This window comes from Nitrobacter vulgaris (genome assembly GCF_031453995.1).
Taxonomy (GTDB): Bacteria; Pseudomonadota; Alphaproteobacteria; order Rhizobiales; family Xanthobacteraceae; genus Nitrobacter; species Nitrobacter vulgaris.
In genome coordinates this window covers 1-15,055 of the sequence record NZ_JAVDPZ010000006.1, presented here as the reverse complement: position 1 = coordinate 15,055, position 15,055 = coordinate 1, and the positions used below count along the sequence as shown (strand labels likewise).

Below are 15,055 nucleotides of genomic sequence, written 5' to 3'. Positions count from 1 at the left end.
GTCGAGGCAAGCGGATTGCCTGACCAAGGTCAAGTTTGTGCCTTCGTTTTGATTCACGCTTCCCCCCGACGAAAGGATAAGATGCCGGCACGGCTTCCATCCGACCGTCCGTCTCGCCGGGCAGAAGTGCCCGACCGAAAGCAAATTACATTCGTTTGTCCATGACTCTTCAGCAACCGAAAGACCCTAGATGATACTGGCAAAGATAATTCTGGCCGGCTCCTTGTTCGCGATCGTCGGCGCAACGGCCTCCGCTCAAGCAACGCCTCCGACCCAGCAGACGCCATCGGCGGAGACCCGGAAGGGTCTGGTGACGGTCGTCAACCGGCTCAACGGCACGATTGCGATCCGGGAGGAGCAGGACGACAAGGGCAAGGAGGGAGATAAAGAGAAAGAGAATAAGGCTAAGGAAAAAGAGAAGGATAAGGCTGACGTCGAAGACGCGGCCACGCAGTTCAAGATCGACCACAAGCTGTCAGAGTCGGTTCACGCCGGCGACAAGGTGAAGTTTTCCGTCAGGGACGGCGGCGATCCCAAAAATACCGAAAAGACCATCACCAAAATCGAGGTGGATTAGCGGGGAGCCGATTGCCCTTGGAGCATGATCCCGAAAAATGGAAACCGGTTTTCGGACAAGATCATGCTCGATCGAAAGAATGCGATGCGGAATCCATGCACTTGTGTGGATTCCGCGCTTCAGGTTCGCCAAGGAAGCTTACGGGAGCACCTCGAACAGGCCTGCCGCGCCCATGCCGCCGCCAACGCACATGGTAACCACGGCGTACCTGGCCTTGCGCCGGCGTCCTTCGATCAGAGCATGGCCGGCGAGGCGCGCGCCCGACATGCCATAGGGATGGCCGACCGCGATGGCGCCGCCGTCGACGTTGAGTTTCTCCGGATCGATGCCGAGCTTGTCGCGGCAATAGATCACCTGCACCGCGAATGCCTCGTTCAACTCCCAGAGATCAATGTCTTCCACCGTGAGGCCGTGACGCTTGAGCAGGCGCGGCACCGCGAACACCGGCCCGATGCCCATTTCATCGGGCTCACAGCCCGCGGCGACGAAGCCGCGGAAGATACCGAGCGGCTTCAGGCCGCGCCTCGACGCCTCCTTGTCGCTCATGATCACGCTAGCGCTGGCGCCATCCGATAACTGGCTGGCGTTGCCGGCTGTGATCGTGAAGCCTTCGCCACGGACCGGCTTAAGCCCGGCGAGACCTTCAGCGGTCGTATCAGGACGCGGACCTTCGTCCTGCGACAGCGTCACGTCCTTGAACGTGACCTCTTTGGTCTGCTTGTCGACGATCGCCATTCTTGTGGAGATCGGCGCCAGCTCGTCCTTGAATCTGCCGACCTGCTGCGCGGCCGCGGTGCGACGCTGGCTTTCCAGCGCGTATTCATCCTGCGCCTCGCGCGAGATGCCGTAGCGCTTCGCCACCACTTCCGCGGTGTCGATCATGGGCATGTAGACTTCGCTTTTGATCTCGAGGAGCGCGGGATCTTTCGCGTGGAAGGTGTTGGCGTGTTCGTTCTGCACCAGACTGATTGATTCGCCGCCGCCGCCGACCGCGATTCCGACGCCGTCGAACAGGACCGAGCGCGCGGCGAGAGCGATCGCCTGAAGGCCCGAGGCGCATTGACGGTCGATGGTGGTGCCGGCCACGGTTACGGGGAGCCCGGCACGAAGCAGCGCCTTGCGGGCGATGTTGCCGCCTGTGGTACCCTGCTGCATGGCGACACCCATCACCACGTCCTCGATCTCCATGGGATCAACTTTGGCGCGAATAACGGCTTCTCCGATGGCATGGCCGAGCAGGGTCGCGCCTTCAGTGGCGTTGAGAGCGCCCCTATAGGCCTTTCCGATCGGCGTGCGGGCGGTGGAGACGATCACGGCTTCGGTCATCGGCGACCTCCTGACAAAATTTGGGTCATTTGATCTCTCGTTTTCTTCAACGCGAACTAGAATCCATCCTCAGATCAATCCCGGGGACATTCTGCGTTCGGAGACTCCCGTCAGAACGCCGCCGCCAGATCCCGCGCACCCGGCTTCGCGCTGTTGCTGTCCATCCGGGCGTCGGTGACCGCGAGCAGCTTCGCCACCGTGTCGTGACGGATCGCCACCGGATTGCGTTCGTAGCCCTGACGCTGGAAAAAATTCGCTGTCGGGACGCGTTCTCGCATCGCCGGCGGCATCGTCACCATGTCGAGGCCGGTGCCGTCACCGGTGAGATTCATCATCTCCAGTTCGGCGGCGGTCAGCGGACGAGCGTAGCCCTTGTTGCGTGCGAAGATGATCGAGGTCAGGAGCTTGTGGGTCTGCAACAGCGGACCGACATCGATATCCAGCACCAGCGCATGGATCGCCCAGCCTTTCGGCGTATCGGCAAGCCTCTCGTGCGCGCTCCAGGTATCGGGCACCGAGTGTGCGTAGGCGACCATCCGCTTGATCGCCGCGATCTTGCGCTCCATCGCGGCGCGCTGCGGTCCTGACAATCGCGCCGCTTTCTCCCCAAGCGCGCGCAGGATGTCATCGCCTTGCTCGGCGAGAAGTTCGACGCTGTTGGTGGTGAGCAACTGGTTATAGCCAATCGCGGTGGAGATCGCGCGGGATCCCGGTCGGGACGTGCTGAGACCCGATTGCATGTCGTGATTGCCGTTGCCGCCGGTCTCGAACGAATAGACCCGAACCGCCTGCTCCTTCGTCAGGCCGTAGGCTTGCGCCACCCGCGCATAGGCGCGCTTGAAATCGATTTCGGTTCTAGGCCGCTGCGGCGCGAACTGGAACTGCTCCGCCGCAGCCTTCAGGAAATCGGCGACAACGGGAATGTGTTTGCGCTGCCGCGGCGCAGGCCCCTCTTCCGGCTCCGGGTTGATCGGGCGGTGCGGTCCCTCGTAGAGCGGAGGCCGGGCCAGCACGTAGTCGTCAAGCGTGATCGACTGGTGGCTGCGTCGCTTGGCACTGCGAATACGCCTCTTGTCAGCAATCGCGTTCCAATAGGCGCCCGCCTCCTGCTCGAAAGCAGCGCGGGCCTCCTGATACGCGTTCAGCTTGCGGCGGTAATCCGCAATTGCGGCCGGGGCCGCAGCCTGCGCCATCGCGTCGGCTGGCGTCGCGGGAGCGGCCGCGCCCTCGGAAACGTCAACGAGCGGCGCAAGCAGCAATGCGCCCACGACGATTTGGTGACAACGGCGAATCACTCGGCTCCGCATCGCTCCTGTGTAGCAACCCCTCGACAGATGTCAGCCGCCAATCGGTCATCCCCCGCCACCGGAACGCTCTTAAGGGCTTGGAGAGCGGAACATCGTTGCAGTCACGGTTGTGGAACCGGGCGCGTTCCGATAGCTTCCGCGCACTCGATCCCTGCCCTTAAGAGTCCGAATTCAACTGCGTTGAATCAAGCTCTGCTATATTTTCTTCAACCGAACATGATCTTGTCCGAAAACCGGATTTGACGCGTTTTCTTCACGCGAACAGGATTCCACTTCGCTCGAAAACGCTATAGACACGAAACCGCATGTCAGGCCGCCCCAAACTCGTACTCGCCTCCGGTTCGCCGCGACGGCTTAGCCTCCTCAACCAGGCAGGCATCGAACCCGACGCGCTGCGGCCTGTCGATATTGACGAGACGCCGACGAAAGGGGAGCTTCCGCGCGCCTGCGCCAATCGCCTTGCTCGCGCCAAGGCTGATGCAGCCTTGAGAGCGTTGCAGCTCGACGACGAACTGCGCGGCTCGTTCATTCTGGCTGCCGATACCGTTGTCGCAGTCGGCCGCCGCATCCTGCCCAAGGCCGACCTGGTCGATGAGGCCTCCCAGTGCCTGCGGCTGCTCTCGGGTCGCAATCATCGCGTCTACACCGCGGTATGCCTCGTGACGCCGAAGGAAAACTTTCGTCAGCGGCTGGTCGAAACGCGTGTTCGCTTCAAACGACTGACCGAGGAAGACATTCGAGCCTACATCGGCTCCGGCGAATGGCGAGGCAAGGCAGGCGGCTACGCGGTTCAGGGCATCGCCGGTTCGTTCGTGGTCAAGCTCGTGGGCTCCTATACCAATGTGGTCGGATTGCCACTCAACGAGTCGATTGCGCTACTCGGCGGCGAGGAATTTCCGATCCGCGCCGGCTGGTTGAATGCCGGTTAGGAAACCGGCCGGCGCGCGGCCGGAGAAGCCGTGCCCGATCTGCGGCAAGCCATCAGTCGAGGCTTCGCGTCCGTTTTGCTCGGAACGCTGCCGCGACGTGGATCTGAACCGCTGGCTGTCCGGTTCTTACGTTATTCCGGTCAACAAGTCGGACGGCGAGGATGAGGAATAGGTGTCCGGTCTCAGCGAGACGGATTGGTTTTGCCGGCTTCCGTGCGCTTCTGTGAGAGTGAACGCCGGGTCCGGCGGCTTTCGGGGTTGAGCTCGGGTCAAAGCCTTGAACGCCTGGCGACGCTAATTCGGCGGACGGGTGGACACGGCCATCGGGCCTGACTATAAACCGGCGCGCCCGGCTGTAGCCGGACGACGCCCAGGTAGCTCAGTTGGTAGAGCATGCGACTGAAAATCGCAGTGTCGGTGGTTCGATCCCGCCCCTGGGCACCATCCTTGAGTTTCAGGCTCGATCTTTCAAAGGCTTAGCTGCAGAAAGTGTCCCACCGTCTTCCGGCACGGGAAAAAGTGGGACACTTTTGTTCGGTGTTTGATCCAGCGTGAGCAGCTTCATGCCGGACGCTGCCAGCACCTTCTGCCGCGCCGCCTTCGTGTAGCGCGCCGCTTCCTTCATCGTCGACCAGCCGAAGATCGCCATGAGCTGGCGCTCGGTCGCGCCGTTCTCGGCAGCGATCGCGGCTCCGGCCTTGCGCAGACCGTGCGCCGTGCAGTGGGGCAGGCCCGCTTCGTCGCAGCGTTTGCGGAACCAGTTGCCGAAGCCGTTGGATGTGAACGGCTTGCCGAACTCGGTGACGAGGAAGGCAAGATTGCCGACCTGCTCGGCCGCAAGCTCGGCGGCCAGCTCGGGTAGCAGAGGGATCGAGAGCGTCACCGGCTTGCGCTTGCGGTTCTTGACCTGCGTGAGGGTGATCCAGCCGTCCTTCACATGCTGGGGGCCGAGCGCAACAACATCGGAGCGGCGCTGGCCGGTGTAAAGCAGCAGCGCAAGCGCCAGCCGCGCCTTGCTGCCCGGCTTGTGCCGCTTCTCGAACTTGCGGACCTCTTCAAGCGTCCAGCTATGGAAGCCTTCGGAGCCGGACTTGAGATAGGGCACATCTTTCGCCGGATTGCGCTGTGTCAGCTCGTATTCGACTGCGAAATTGAATAATTGTCGCAGCGCCTTCACCAATCCGTTCGCAGCTTCGGGCTTGTCGGAGCGTTCGTCGCGGCGCTTGCGTACATGGCGCGGCTCCAGTTGCGCGAACGGCTGTCGCCGTCGCGCTTACAGATCGCATCGAGGATGCGGCGGCGCACATAGCGCGTCCGGTCTGTCAGGCCCTTGAAGTCCGCGGAGGCAAAATACTGCGTGCAGAGCCAGTGCAGCGTGCCTTTGACAGGCGCGGTCAGAACGGGCCGGTCTTCGGTGGCGGGCGCGTTGCCCTTCACCGCAGACCAATACTCTTCGAGGAATTCGCGGGTGCCGGGCGCTTGCAGCAGCCGGACTTTCGGTGTGCCGCGCTTGCGGACGTAGAGCCGCACATTGCCATGGCGATCGGTATCCTCGATCAGAAACTTGAGGCGCATGTCGCCAAGCCCGTCGCGCATCCGAATTTTCGCCATTGGCGTCACCAATCGTTGCTGCGTTCAGTCCTCATCCCATGGGTTTGCTGTGCGGGACTCTTCATCAAGAATCGCCTCGAAGGCCTCGTCAAGCCTGATCCGGTCCCAGATCGTGCGGCTATTGATCCGCAGGGGCTTGGGCATGCGACCGTCCTTCACCAGCTCATCGAACAGGGCGGGCGATATGCCGACATACATTGCCGCCTGGACGCGGGAGAGGCCGCGCGGCGCGAGAGGTAGGAGCTGCTGCTTCACGGGCATGGGAGCCTGCCAACCAGCCGTCAATTGAGTCAGGCGGCCTGCACCAAATGTTGGATTGCGGCGCGGCCCTTTAAATCGACGGCGTTGGTCAGGCCCTGGTCAGCTCATGGAAAGCGAGGCCGGTTGGACGAATACGCGCGTATGCAATTTCCAAGCGCCGACCAAAAGTTGTAATATGAAAATATATACGCAGTTGATTTGAGAACGTGATTTTAGATGAAGAACTACAAGGGTGGCCCGTTTGACCCCGACGGGCTGACTATCAGTTACAAGGAGCTCGGAACCATCAGTCTCGACGAGCTCAAGCAGGCGATACTGGCAGACCTCGCGGCGCTCAAGGATATTTACAACGTCCAGTACGTAAACGCGCCCCGCCTCAAAATCTTTGTCACCAACGAGTATGGCGAAAAGATCAGGGTGCGCAGGCCCGGAGGCGGCTGCGTCTACTACATGGATACGCATCATTACCGCCCAGCCTGCAAGGACTACGAGCTGTGAAGCCGCCTTGCTACATCGATCTCAATCAGGCCCGGCAGGTTCTTGCCGACATGGGTGTGGAGTTGAACGAGCGTCAGATGAAGCGAGCAGCCGACAAGGATGCTACCGGCGCAAGGAAGCTTCCGTTTTTCATAGACCCGATTGACGGCAAGCTGCGGATTGAGAGGGGCACGCTTGTTAAAATCTACATGGACGCGCAAGCGGAGGCGGAGAACAACGCCAGGTATTGATTTTATTCTTGCTTTTGTTGGGTCGGATATGACTCACTAGGATTAATGTCAGATATAAGAAAACGGGTAGGCAGGAACGGCACGACTTACCAAGTACGTTACCCAAGCAAATCGTCAAAAACAGGCTATGCCTATAAGTCTTTCGCGACGCGCAAGGAAGCGCTTGCTTTTAGAGATGATTCAGCCGCGCGCACAATCGCAACGCCGCTAAGCTCAGAGATACGAACCGTATCGCAAGGTGTTCAGAAATGGCTGGACGTATGTGAGCGCGAGGGACGCAACGGGCGCGAGCCCGTCACTAGGTATACGCTTTCGAACTACGAGTATCGCGCCGCGATTATCAATAGCTACGCCTGGAACAAGGAGCTTCACGAACTCACGAAGCCTGACATCATCCAGTTTCGCTCGTGGCTGCTTGAGCATCACAGCCGCGATGTCGCGAATAAGGTTCTAACGTCGTTCCATTCCATGATCAAAGAACTCATGGGGCGGGGTGTTCTGGCCTCCGACATGGCGGAAGGCGTCACCGTTACGGCATCGTCGCGTTATGACGAGCCGGTCGTTATCCCCACCGAGCACGAAATTCAGCAACTGCTTGCCGCCGCCGATCGGCTTGCGAATTCCCCGAACCTCACCATTCAGAAGGCGTGGACGAAATATCGCCCTATGCTCTATCTCGCCGTCGATTCCGGTATGCGGCCCCAAGAATATCTCGTGCTCGGAAAGAGCAGCATCAAAGCGACCGGCGTGGAAGTGCAACGCGCGCTTGACGGCGGAGGCACACGGATTTCTGTGACTAAAACGCGTGCCGGCCGACGGTTCATTGATTTAAGCCAGGATACGCTGGAGATGGTCCGTCACTACGCCGAGCACCACGCCATCGCCAATCCTCATGATCTCGTCTTCCCGACAAGCACCGGGCAATGGCAAAGCGTCAGAAACTGGCGCAGTCGCGGATTTGCGGCAGTTTGCGAAGAAGCCGGGCTGATGGTGACAGGGACTGAAGGTCGGAAGAAGATCAAGGCCGAAATACAAACCCTATGATCTGCGGCACTTCTATGCATCGATGCTGATCGATCAGCGGGTGAACCTGAAGCGTATCCAGACGCTGATGGGCCACCGCAACATCCAGACCACGCTGAACGTTTACGGCCATCTTATCGAGCGCGCGGAGGCTGCACAGGAGAACCGCGTGAGCGTTCTCTCGTGCATGAAACGGCAATCAGCCGACGCCTCTTGTGGCAAATTTGTGGCAACAGAACCTTAGCTACTGATCCAATTGACTTTTTATCTGCTCGACACGCAAGGGGTCACAAGTTCAATCCTTGTACCGCCCACCATTTTAAAATCAATGACTTAGCTGAAAGTTACGGAAAGAAACGGCCCTTCAAGGGCCGTTTCTGCCACAAATGGCCTGCCCTCGGAAACCCGCGGAAATCCGCCATTGTCCGTTTCCGCCCGTCTCGCCTTGTGGCGAGCTTGTGGCAAGCGCGATTCACTTGTGGCAGGTGTGGCAACTCGCGGCCGGAATTGATTATGGAAATCTAGCGATCCCCCATGGTCGCTCCCGATCCTTTGACCGTTGCACAAGGGGTCGCAAGGCTGACGTCATCAGTCTCGCAACGGAACTTTTTTCTCGGATTCTCTCCGATCTTCCCTATAATTCGACGGAGTCGATCTGAGGCGAACGCGTGGCCGACGAAATCCTGACGATCCGGGAGGTGGCGGAACTTCTTGTGCGTGGCGGGGACGCCGGGGCATCAGAAAATGTCCTCAAGCTCGGCGGCAGTGCCCTTGCTGCGCGGGACGATCCGGAATTCAAGGTCGAGAGCGGTCAGGACGGCGAGGATGGTCTCCAGCTTCGCTGCCGGGTTGCCGGTCTCGATTAGCGAGATCGTCTCCTGGCGCAGGCCCGCCAGTTCGCCGAGTTGCGACTGGCTGAGGCCGCGCTTCTTCCGGGCGCGGCGGATCAGGTTTCCGATCTGGTTCGGTGTACGGGCGAGGTCGGCCATTTCTTCACTCCGCCCTCATTATGCGCCAATTCCGATAAAAAAGCAATATCGGATTTGGCGCATATTCCGAGATTATGCGTTAGGGGCGATAAAATGAAGTTATCGGAAAGGACACATAAGCGGCAAGGTTGAATGGAACCTGCGCGTCTGCGAGAGTCAGCCGCACGGCTCTAAGAGGGGAAGCGGAGCCGCAGGATTGTCGATGCAAGCAATTGACATGGTTGTATTTTTTGAAGTTTTAGCATTAAAAGCTTGAGCTCACACAGCATAATTGACTTGTCATCGTTCGTCATAATATACTTGTATCAATGCGGCGGAAAAAACTTGAATTGCCCCGCCCGGGAGAATGACCATGGCGACGCCGAACGAGAAGCTTGCGGCTTCCCTGAGCAGCCTCAAGGAGCTGCAAAAGGATGGCCGCCGCGTGTTCCAGTCGAGCGAGCTCAAACGCGCCGATCGGGAGCGGCTGCTTGAGCAGGGCTTCCTGCGGGAGGTGATCAAGGGCTGGCTCATGTCGACGAGCCCCGGCACCAAGCCTGCCGATACGACCCCCTGGTACGCCTCCTTCTGGGAATTCTGTGCGCGCTATTGCGACGAACGCTTCGGCAGAGACTGGCATCTTTCGCCGGAACAATCCCTGCTGCTGCATGCCGAGCACACCGTTATCCCGACCCAGGTAGTGACCTACACTCCTAAGGGAACAAACAACACCATCAACCTGCTATTTGGCACGTCGCTATACGATCTCAAGCAGAAGGACATGCCCGCCGATAGCGACCTCACGGAGAAGGACGGCTTACGGCTCTACACGCAGGCCGCCGCGCTGATCCGGGTCCCGGAAGGATTCTATGCGCGATACCCGATCGAAGCACAGGTCATCCTCTCGGCGGTGAGAGACACTTCCGAAATTCTCAGCCGGTTGCTGGATGGCGGGCATTCCGTCGTTGCTGGACGGCTGGCGGGCGCATTCCGCCGTATAGGCAGGACCGATGCCGCCGACGAAATCGTCAAGACCATGAAGGGCGCCGGTTACGATGTGCGCGAGACTGATCCCCTCAACGCAGCGCAGCCCTTCGGCCACCTATCTCCCGGAACTCCGCCCATCGTTGGGCGTGTGCGGGCCCTTTGGGAATCCGCCCGCGAGACCGTGGCTGCGTCTTTTCCGCAGGCTCCCGGCTTGCCGCAGGATACGGCAGCCTTTCTGAAGTTTGTCGAGGACATCTATCAAAGCGATGCCTACCATTCGCTATCCATTGAAGGGTACAGCGTCACGCCTGAGCTTATCGATAAGGTGAAAGCGGGAAACTGGAATCCCGAAGAAGACGAAGCCGACCGGAAGAACCGCGATGCGCTGGCGGCGAGGGGCTATTGGCAGGCCTTTCAGAAGGTCAAAGAGTCTATCGCGGAAATCATCAAGGGGGCACCTGCCGGACCGCTTGTGCGCACCGCTCATCGGGACTGGTATCGCGAGCTGTTCCAGCCGTCCGTCGCGGCCGGCTTGTTACGGGCCGGTGCTCTGGCGGGCTATCGGCAGCATCCTGTGTATCTGCGCGGCTCACGCCACGTTCCGGTGCGTTGGGAATCTGTGCCGGACGCGATGCGCACGCTCTTCGACCTGCTTGAGGCCGAGACCGAGCCTTCTGTGCGCGCTGTCCTGGGTCACTGGCTCTTCGGCTACATCCATCCCTATCCCGACGGTAACGGGCGCATGGCGCGCTTCCTTATGAACGCAATGCTCGCGTCCGGCGGCTATCGCTGGACGGTCATCCGTGTTGAGGACCGCGAGAAATATCTAAAGGCGCTCGAAAGCGCGAGCACCGAGAACGACATCAAACCCTTCGCGGCATTTATCGCCGAGCGCGTTCAGTGGTCGCTCGACCAGGCCGCCTAGAGCCGGCACGGCTGCGGTTCGATGCCGCTATCGGGAATCGAACCGGTGGGACACTCAGAGCGAAAAACCCAATAAAATGCGGGAAGATCGAAGTGTCCCACCTTGCTCTAAGTAGCTGAAATCGTTCACTTGAAGCATCCCGCCCCTGGGCACCATTTCATCAAAGAAAATCAATGAGTTCGAACTGGCCGTATCGCCCATCGTGGTGATGTACCGTCGCTGCGTACGATATGGGTGCTAGTAGAGTGCTCGAATGGTGCAATGACGAGCACAAACATCAACGAGAGTTGGGCCGACCAGGTTTTTTCTTCCAAGTAGGAAACGATCTGCGATGACCAATTCGATGTGGCTCAGAGCGGTTCTTGGCTTCCTCGTTGCCCCGATAACGCCAGGTCTGCTGGCAGCGATTCTCGCGGCACCGTTTCGCATCGAAGCAATCGGCTTTGGTCTACGAGAATTGTCTGAAGCGGCGTGGATAATCGGCCTCTCCGCAGTGCTTGGATATCCGGTCACCGTTGTTTTTGGGGTGCCTTTATTCATCTTTCTTAGGTCGCGCGGCTGGAATGGTTTGCCGGTTTACGTGGCCGCCGGAGCGCTTCTGGGACTCGTGATTTATGTAGTATACGTGCTGCTCCCCGAATACTCATCAAATGGTTCGTGGGGATTACCGACGAAATTTTTGAACACTGCGGCGGTCCAAATTCCGCTGGTGATGATCTGCGGGGCAGTGGCTGCCTTGTTCTTCTGGCTCATTGCACGCCCTGACCGCAGCGGCCTTGTGACAGGGCACTAATCATATCGGATATAGCGACTCGGCAGAGTGAGCGTTGACCCGCCTGATTGGAGTCGGCGCAGATGGTCGTAGTCGGGGATCGGCGGTCGGTCTAGCGATGGCGGTGCCATGATGAACATCGAACCTGATGAAACGATGCTGATTGGTCAGTGGGTGTTGAAGGATGGCCGCCTCGTCGCTGATGATGTCAACATGCTGATCGTGGCGCTTACCAAATCGCATCTTGTTGAGATCGGGCGCGATGCAAGCGGGTGGCTCACTCTCTATCGCGATCCCAATGATGGAAGGCTCTGGGAACTCGATTACCCTCAGAGCGAACGTCACAGGGGAGGACCACCTCGTTTGCGAGTGATATCGCCCGAAGAAGCGCGCCAGAAATACGGTTTCGTCGAAACTTAGGACCAAGTAGCCCGTTTTTAGCAATCGCGAGATGAGCGATAGAGGATAATTCTCCGAACGTGTTTGGCCGGGACCTTGCGCATTCCTACGTTCAGATACGTTGGGAATGACGCAACGGTTGCCGTAAGTCCTCAGGGAAACATGGTAACGAGCTGGGCGACAAAGCCGAGTCGTGGGGAAATCCTGCGACGCTTGCTCGACATTTCGCGGATCGCGGAGCTGATTTTCAAATGTGACTTGCGTGCGCCCTAGCTTCCCCGAACCCTGCCATCAATCTTTAAGCATTAGGAAAGTATATCAGGCTATCGTCAAACTTGGTGCTACATGACACGACGGACTGGGCTTCTTATCGCAGCGTTGCTTGCCTGCGTTCCGCTTAATTTTTCAGCGGCCGAAGAAACGGATAGTTCTGGCCTCATCTCTGATAAGGTCAAGTCCGACTATCAACGCCCGGCAAAGATCCCATTTCCGGACAGCAATCCCTACACTCCCGCCAAGGCTGATCTTGGCAGGATGCTGTTCTTCGATCCCATCCTTTCAGGATCGCGCAAGATCTCCTGTGCGTCATGTCATGACCCGTCGAAATCATGGGCAGACGGCTTGCCGCAGGCGGTCGGCGAAGACCCGGCGGGACTTAAGATTCGTACGCCCACATTAATTGACATCGCGTTCGTTGATATTCTTGGCTGGGATGGAAAATTTCCGGATCTCGAGTCGGTGGCCTTCAAGCCATTGGTGAGTCCGCAGATCATGGACATCACAGAACGTGAACTGGTGCGACGCCTGCGCCACGCGCCGAGATATGTTGCCGCCTTTAACGCCGCCTTCGGGAAAGGCGCTATCACACGAACCAGAATTGAGAAGGCGTTGGGAATCTACCAACGCACCATCGTCGCCGGTGAAGCACCGTTCGATCGCTGGATTGCGGGCGACGAGACGGCCATTTCTACCGAAGCCAAGCGCGGGTTTGCGCTGTTCAACGGCAAAGCCCATTGCTCGCACTGCCACAGCGGCCCATCGTTCACTGATGGATCCTTTCAGGACATTGGTACTGCGACCGGCGCCGATATTGGAAGGGGCCGAATTTTTCCGAAATCAGAGATGCTGCGCTACGCCTTCAAGACTCCGACGTTACGCAACGTCGCGAAGCGTGCACCCTACATGCACGATGGCTCGATTCCGACTTTGGAAGGCGTGATCGAGTTATACAATAGAGGCGGCATCGATCGACCTAGCCGCTCGCCTTCCATTGAACCACTCTCGCTGACGGAAGCCGATAAGAAGGCGCTCATTGAATTTCTACAAACATTGACCGCCGACTCGCCTAGTGCGCGGCTATCTGGACCCACTCAATAAATCCATCGCGAAAAATCTGCCTCGTTCGATCACGCGGCCAAATGCGATAGCAAAGCACCTAATAGACCGAAGCCGGCAAAAAGCGATATACCCGCGCAGGTCTCGAGTGTTTCCAAATGGACGGTGTGTCTATCCGCAGCCCACGCCAGTACAACCCCGGCCAAAATAGCCGCGACACTCAATAGGACAAACATCCCAATCTCCGCCTCTCGCTTACATAAACGATAGGTCAAAAAAATTGATATCTCGTGGTTCCAATACCTAAAATTTGAAAGAGAAGCGCCGCTGAATGGGGACTCATTGATTGAAATAAAGGCGACTGTAGCTGCAGTACAGATTGCTGAGAAGACGATGCGCGCGGAATGCGTCGTAGCGGATGGCAACCCGGATGATGCGCCAATCTTTGAGACGGCCGAGTCGATCCCATGTCGTTGACGATAGAGACGATCTTCGGTCGGCGATCAGACTTGTGGCCCGCGCCCTTGTGGTACTCATCCGACCTTCGCTCAGTTTGCGTCGCAGACAGCATACTCATCACACGAATAGATTGGCCATCAGAGTTCCCCAATCGCAGACTCCTCGAAACTCCTACAAATTAGTAGGTCCCTAACCCGAGTTCCGCGCGGGTTTTGTCCAATTTTAACCATGCTAAATGGCATGCCTTCCAAACTATTCAATTTGCAGTATAGTAAATAAATTCCCAACACGTTCTGGTTAATTGCCTGGATTGCGCGATGAACGGCTACCTTCAGCGGAGCATCCCCGTCCTGAGAAACTCATCTCTTGTCCTCGCCCGGTGTCTCCTCGCCTTGCTGTTCGCTGTGACGAGCACTGCCAGTGCCAGCGCCCATGTGAAATGGTTCTGCGCTTACGATGTCGCGGGCCAGCCACTGGAACTCTCCAACGTGCTGTGCCAGGACTTCGAAATCCTAATCTTCATTGCCGCGGTCGGACTTCTTGCCGGTTGCTTTCTCGAGAAGACGCCTCTCGGTGAAGCGATGTTACGGTCAATGGATCGCGTCACCATTGGAATACGCCTCCATACTGAGGAAATGGTGCGTGCGTTCTGCTTCTTTTTCTTCATCGGTGTTTGGACGCTGGGTGGCATCCTGTTAACGCCAGAATTGACCAGCAAATCGCTGCTCCTCCCTCCCCTGCAGTTCACAATCGCGATTTGCCTATTGTGGAGGCGGACTTTGCCGATCTCCGCGCTCGGCATCGTCATCTTGTTCGGCATGGCGATACACGACTACGGAATGTTCCATTTGGCGGACTACCCAATCTTTCTGGGCATCGCAGCGTATCTTGCTTTGAGGGGGCTTCAGAAGAAATTCTTCGGGATCGAGCCGATTGATATCATGCGTTATGCGACGGCGGTGACTCTGATGTGGGCGTCCGTCGAAAAATGGGCCTATCCTCAGTGGAGTTACCCGATCTTCATCACGCACCCGAGCATTACTTTCGGGTTTGATCCCGCGTTCTATATGCGTGCTGCTGGCGCCGTTGAGTTCGTATTGGCATTTGCATTGCTCTGGACGCCACTGGTCCGGCGCTGCGCAGCGGCAATTCTAGCGGGTATGTTCATCGCTGCTTGCCTGGAATTTGGAAAGATAGACACCATCGGGCATTCGGGCATCATTGCGGTGCTGTTCGCAGTGCTTGCCGATGACCGCCGAGTAGAGAACGACCGGCGTGTTCCACTCGCCGCTCCGGCCGGGTTCTGCGCTGCACTTGCCGCAACGCTGTTTGCCTACTACGTCGGCCACGCGACGCTGTTCAATACGACGGTTTTGTAACCCCGGGCGGGCCAGCAAACAAACTCAGTTCACCTTCACCGTCAGCTTCATTTTTGGATGGATCCCGCA

General features: G+C 58.3%; 18 protein-coding genes and 1 tRNA gene. 13 read left to right on the top strand and 6 right to left on the bottom strand.

Annotation, left to right across the window (positions count from 1 at the left end; genetic code table 11):
- Positions 1 to 190 precede the first annotated feature (190 nt).
- Positions 191 to 577 (top strand): hypothetical protein, encoded by a 387-nt coding sequence (locus tag GGQ85_RS05190; RefSeq protein WP_309773671.1) that lies wholly within the window; start codon positions 191 to 193, stop codon positions 575 to 577.
- Positions 578 to 715: 138 nt separating this feature from the next.
- Here the strand turns inward: GGQ85_RS05190 and GGQ85_RS05185 are convergent, their stop codons facing one another.
- A complete protein-coding gene (locus GGQ85_RS05185; protein ID WP_309773670.1) occupies positions 716 to 1,903 on the bottom strand; it encodes an acetyl-CoA C-acyltransferase in 1,188 nt (395 codons plus the stop codon).
- A 110-nt stretch (positions 1,904 to 2,013) separates the two neighbouring features.
- Positions 2,014 to 3,210: a hypothetical protein gene (locus GGQ85_RS05180; protein WP_309773669.1), complete on the bottom strand. Its 1,197-nt coding sequence runs from the start codon at positions 3,208 to 3,210 to the stop codon at positions 2,014 to 2,016.
- Between the two features lie 305 nt (positions 3,211 to 3,515).
- Between GGQ85_RS05180 and GGQ85_RS05175 the strand changes: the two genes are divergently transcribed.
- From GGQ85_RS05175 to GGQ85_RS05165, 3 genes are all read left to right on the top strand, one after another.
- Positions 3,516 to 4,139, top strand: a complete 624-nt coding sequence (locus GGQ85_RS05175; RefSeq protein ID WP_079445339.1) for a Maf-like protein — start codon at positions 3,516 to 3,518, stop codon at positions 4,137 to 4,139.
- Positions 4,129 to 4,311: a DNA gyrase inhibitor YacG gene (yacG, locus tag GGQ85_RS05170; protein WP_309773668.1), complete on the top strand. Its 183-nt coding sequence runs from the start codon at positions 4,129 to 4,131 to the stop codon at positions 4,309 to 4,311. Before GGQ85_RS05175 ends, yacG begins: the two co-directional genes overlap by 11 nt.
- A gap of 196 nt (positions 4,312 to 4,507) precedes the next feature.
- Positions 4,508 to 4,583 (top strand) — tRNA-Phe (locus tag GGQ85_RS05165).
- Between the two features lie 10 nt (positions 4,584 to 4,593).
- On the opposite strand, the gene GGQ85_RS05160 is transcribed toward GGQ85_RS05165, so the two are convergent.
- From GGQ85_RS05160 to GGQ85_RS05150, 3 genes are read right to left on the bottom strand one after another with little or no spacing between them, the layout of a single operon-like run.
- Positions 4,594 to 5,316 carry a tyrosine-type recombinase/integrase gene (locus GGQ85_RS05160; protein WP_309773762.1) on the bottom strand — a complete coding sequence of 241 codons (723 nt, stop codon included), beginning with the start codon at positions 5,314 to 5,316 and terminating at the stop codon, positions 4,594 to 4,596.
- A complete protein-coding gene (locus tag GGQ85_RS05155) occupies positions 5,313 to 5,750 on the bottom strand; it encodes a hypothetical protein (protein ID WP_309773667.1) in 438 nt (145 codons plus the stop codon). The genes GGQ85_RS05160 and GGQ85_RS05155 overlap by 4 nt, the downstream gene beginning before the upstream one ends.
- A 24-nt stretch (positions 5,751 to 5,774) precedes the next feature.
- On the bottom strand, positions 5,775 to 6,011 hold the full coding sequence (locus tag GGQ85_RS05150; protein WP_309773666.1) for a helix-turn-helix transcriptional regulator: 237 nt from the start codon (positions 6,009 to 6,011) through the stop codon (positions 5,775 to 5,777).
- Positions 6,012 to 6,227: 216 nt separating this feature from the next.
- Between GGQ85_RS05150 and GGQ85_RS05145 the strand changes: the two genes are divergently transcribed.
- From GGQ85_RS05145 to GGQ85_RS05130, 4 genes are read left to right on the top strand one after another with little or no spacing between them, the layout of a single operon-like run.
- Positions 6,228 to 6,509, top strand: a complete 282-nt coding sequence (locus GGQ85_RS05145) for a hypothetical protein (RefSeq protein ID WP_309773664.1) — start codon at positions 6,228 to 6,230, stop codon at positions 6,507 to 6,509.
- Complete coding sequence (locus tag GGQ85_RS05140) at positions 6,506 to 6,739, top strand: hypothetical protein (protein WP_309773663.1); 234 nt, start codon at positions 6,506 to 6,508, stop codon at positions 6,737 to 6,739. The genes GGQ85_RS05145 and GGQ85_RS05140 overlap by 4 nt, the downstream gene beginning before the upstream one ends.
- A 45-nt stretch (positions 6,740 to 6,784) precedes the next feature.
- Complete coding sequence (locus GGQ85_RS05135; RefSeq protein ID WP_309773662.1) at positions 6,785 to 7,783, top strand: tyrosine-type recombinase/integrase; 999 nt, start codon at positions 6,785 to 6,787, stop codon at positions 7,781 to 7,783.
- A gap of 22 nt (positions 7,784 to 7,805) precedes the next feature.
- A complete protein-coding gene (locus tag GGQ85_RS05130) occupies positions 7,806 to 8,006 on the top strand; it encodes a site-specific integrase (protein WP_309773660.1) in 201 nt (66 codons plus the stop codon).
- A gap of 493 nt (positions 8,007 to 8,499) precedes the next feature.
- Here the strand turns inward: GGQ85_RS05130 and GGQ85_RS05125 are convergent, their stop codons facing one another.
- Positions 8,500 to 8,751 (bottom strand): helix-turn-helix transcriptional regulator, encoded by a 252-nt coding sequence (locus GGQ85_RS05125; RefSeq protein WP_309773659.1) that lies wholly within the window; start codon positions 8,749 to 8,751, stop codon positions 8,500 to 8,502.
- A 352-nt stretch (positions 8,752 to 9,103) separates the two neighbouring features.
- Here GGQ85_RS05125 and GGQ85_RS05120 point away from each other — a divergent pair, with 352 nt between their 5' ends.
- From GGQ85_RS05120 to GGQ85_RS05100, 5 genes are all read left to right on the top strand, one after another.
- Positions 9,104 to 10,642: a Fic family protein gene (locus GGQ85_RS05120; protein ID WP_309773658.1), complete on the top strand. Its 1,539-nt coding sequence runs from the start codon at positions 9,104 to 9,106 to the stop codon at positions 10,640 to 10,642.
- A 331-nt stretch (positions 10,643 to 10,973) separates the two neighbouring features.
- Positions 10,974 to 11,435, top strand: coding sequence for a hypothetical protein (locus tag GGQ85_RS05115; RefSeq protein WP_309773657.1), 462 nt, complete (start codon positions 10,974 to 10,976; stop codon positions 11,433 to 11,435).
- A gap of 108 nt (positions 11,436 to 11,543) precedes the next feature.
- A complete protein-coding gene (locus GGQ85_RS05110; RefSeq protein WP_309773656.1) occupies positions 11,544 to 11,834 on the top strand; it encodes an Imm27 family immunity protein in 291 nt (96 codons plus the stop codon).
- Positions 11,835 to 12,158: 324 nt separating this feature from the next.
- Positions 12,159 to 13,190 carry a cytochrome-c peroxidase gene (locus tag GGQ85_RS05105; protein ID WP_079445323.1) on the top strand — a complete coding sequence of 344 codons (1,032 nt, stop codon included), beginning with the start codon at positions 12,159 to 12,161 and terminating at the stop codon, positions 13,188 to 13,190.
- 734 nt (positions 13,191 to 13,924) lie between these two features.
- Positions 13,925 to 14,986, top strand: coding sequence for a hypothetical protein (locus GGQ85_RS05100; protein WP_309773653.1), 1,062 nt, complete (start codon positions 13,925 to 13,927; stop codon positions 14,984 to 14,986).
- Positions 14,987 to 15,055 lie beyond the last annotated feature (69 nt).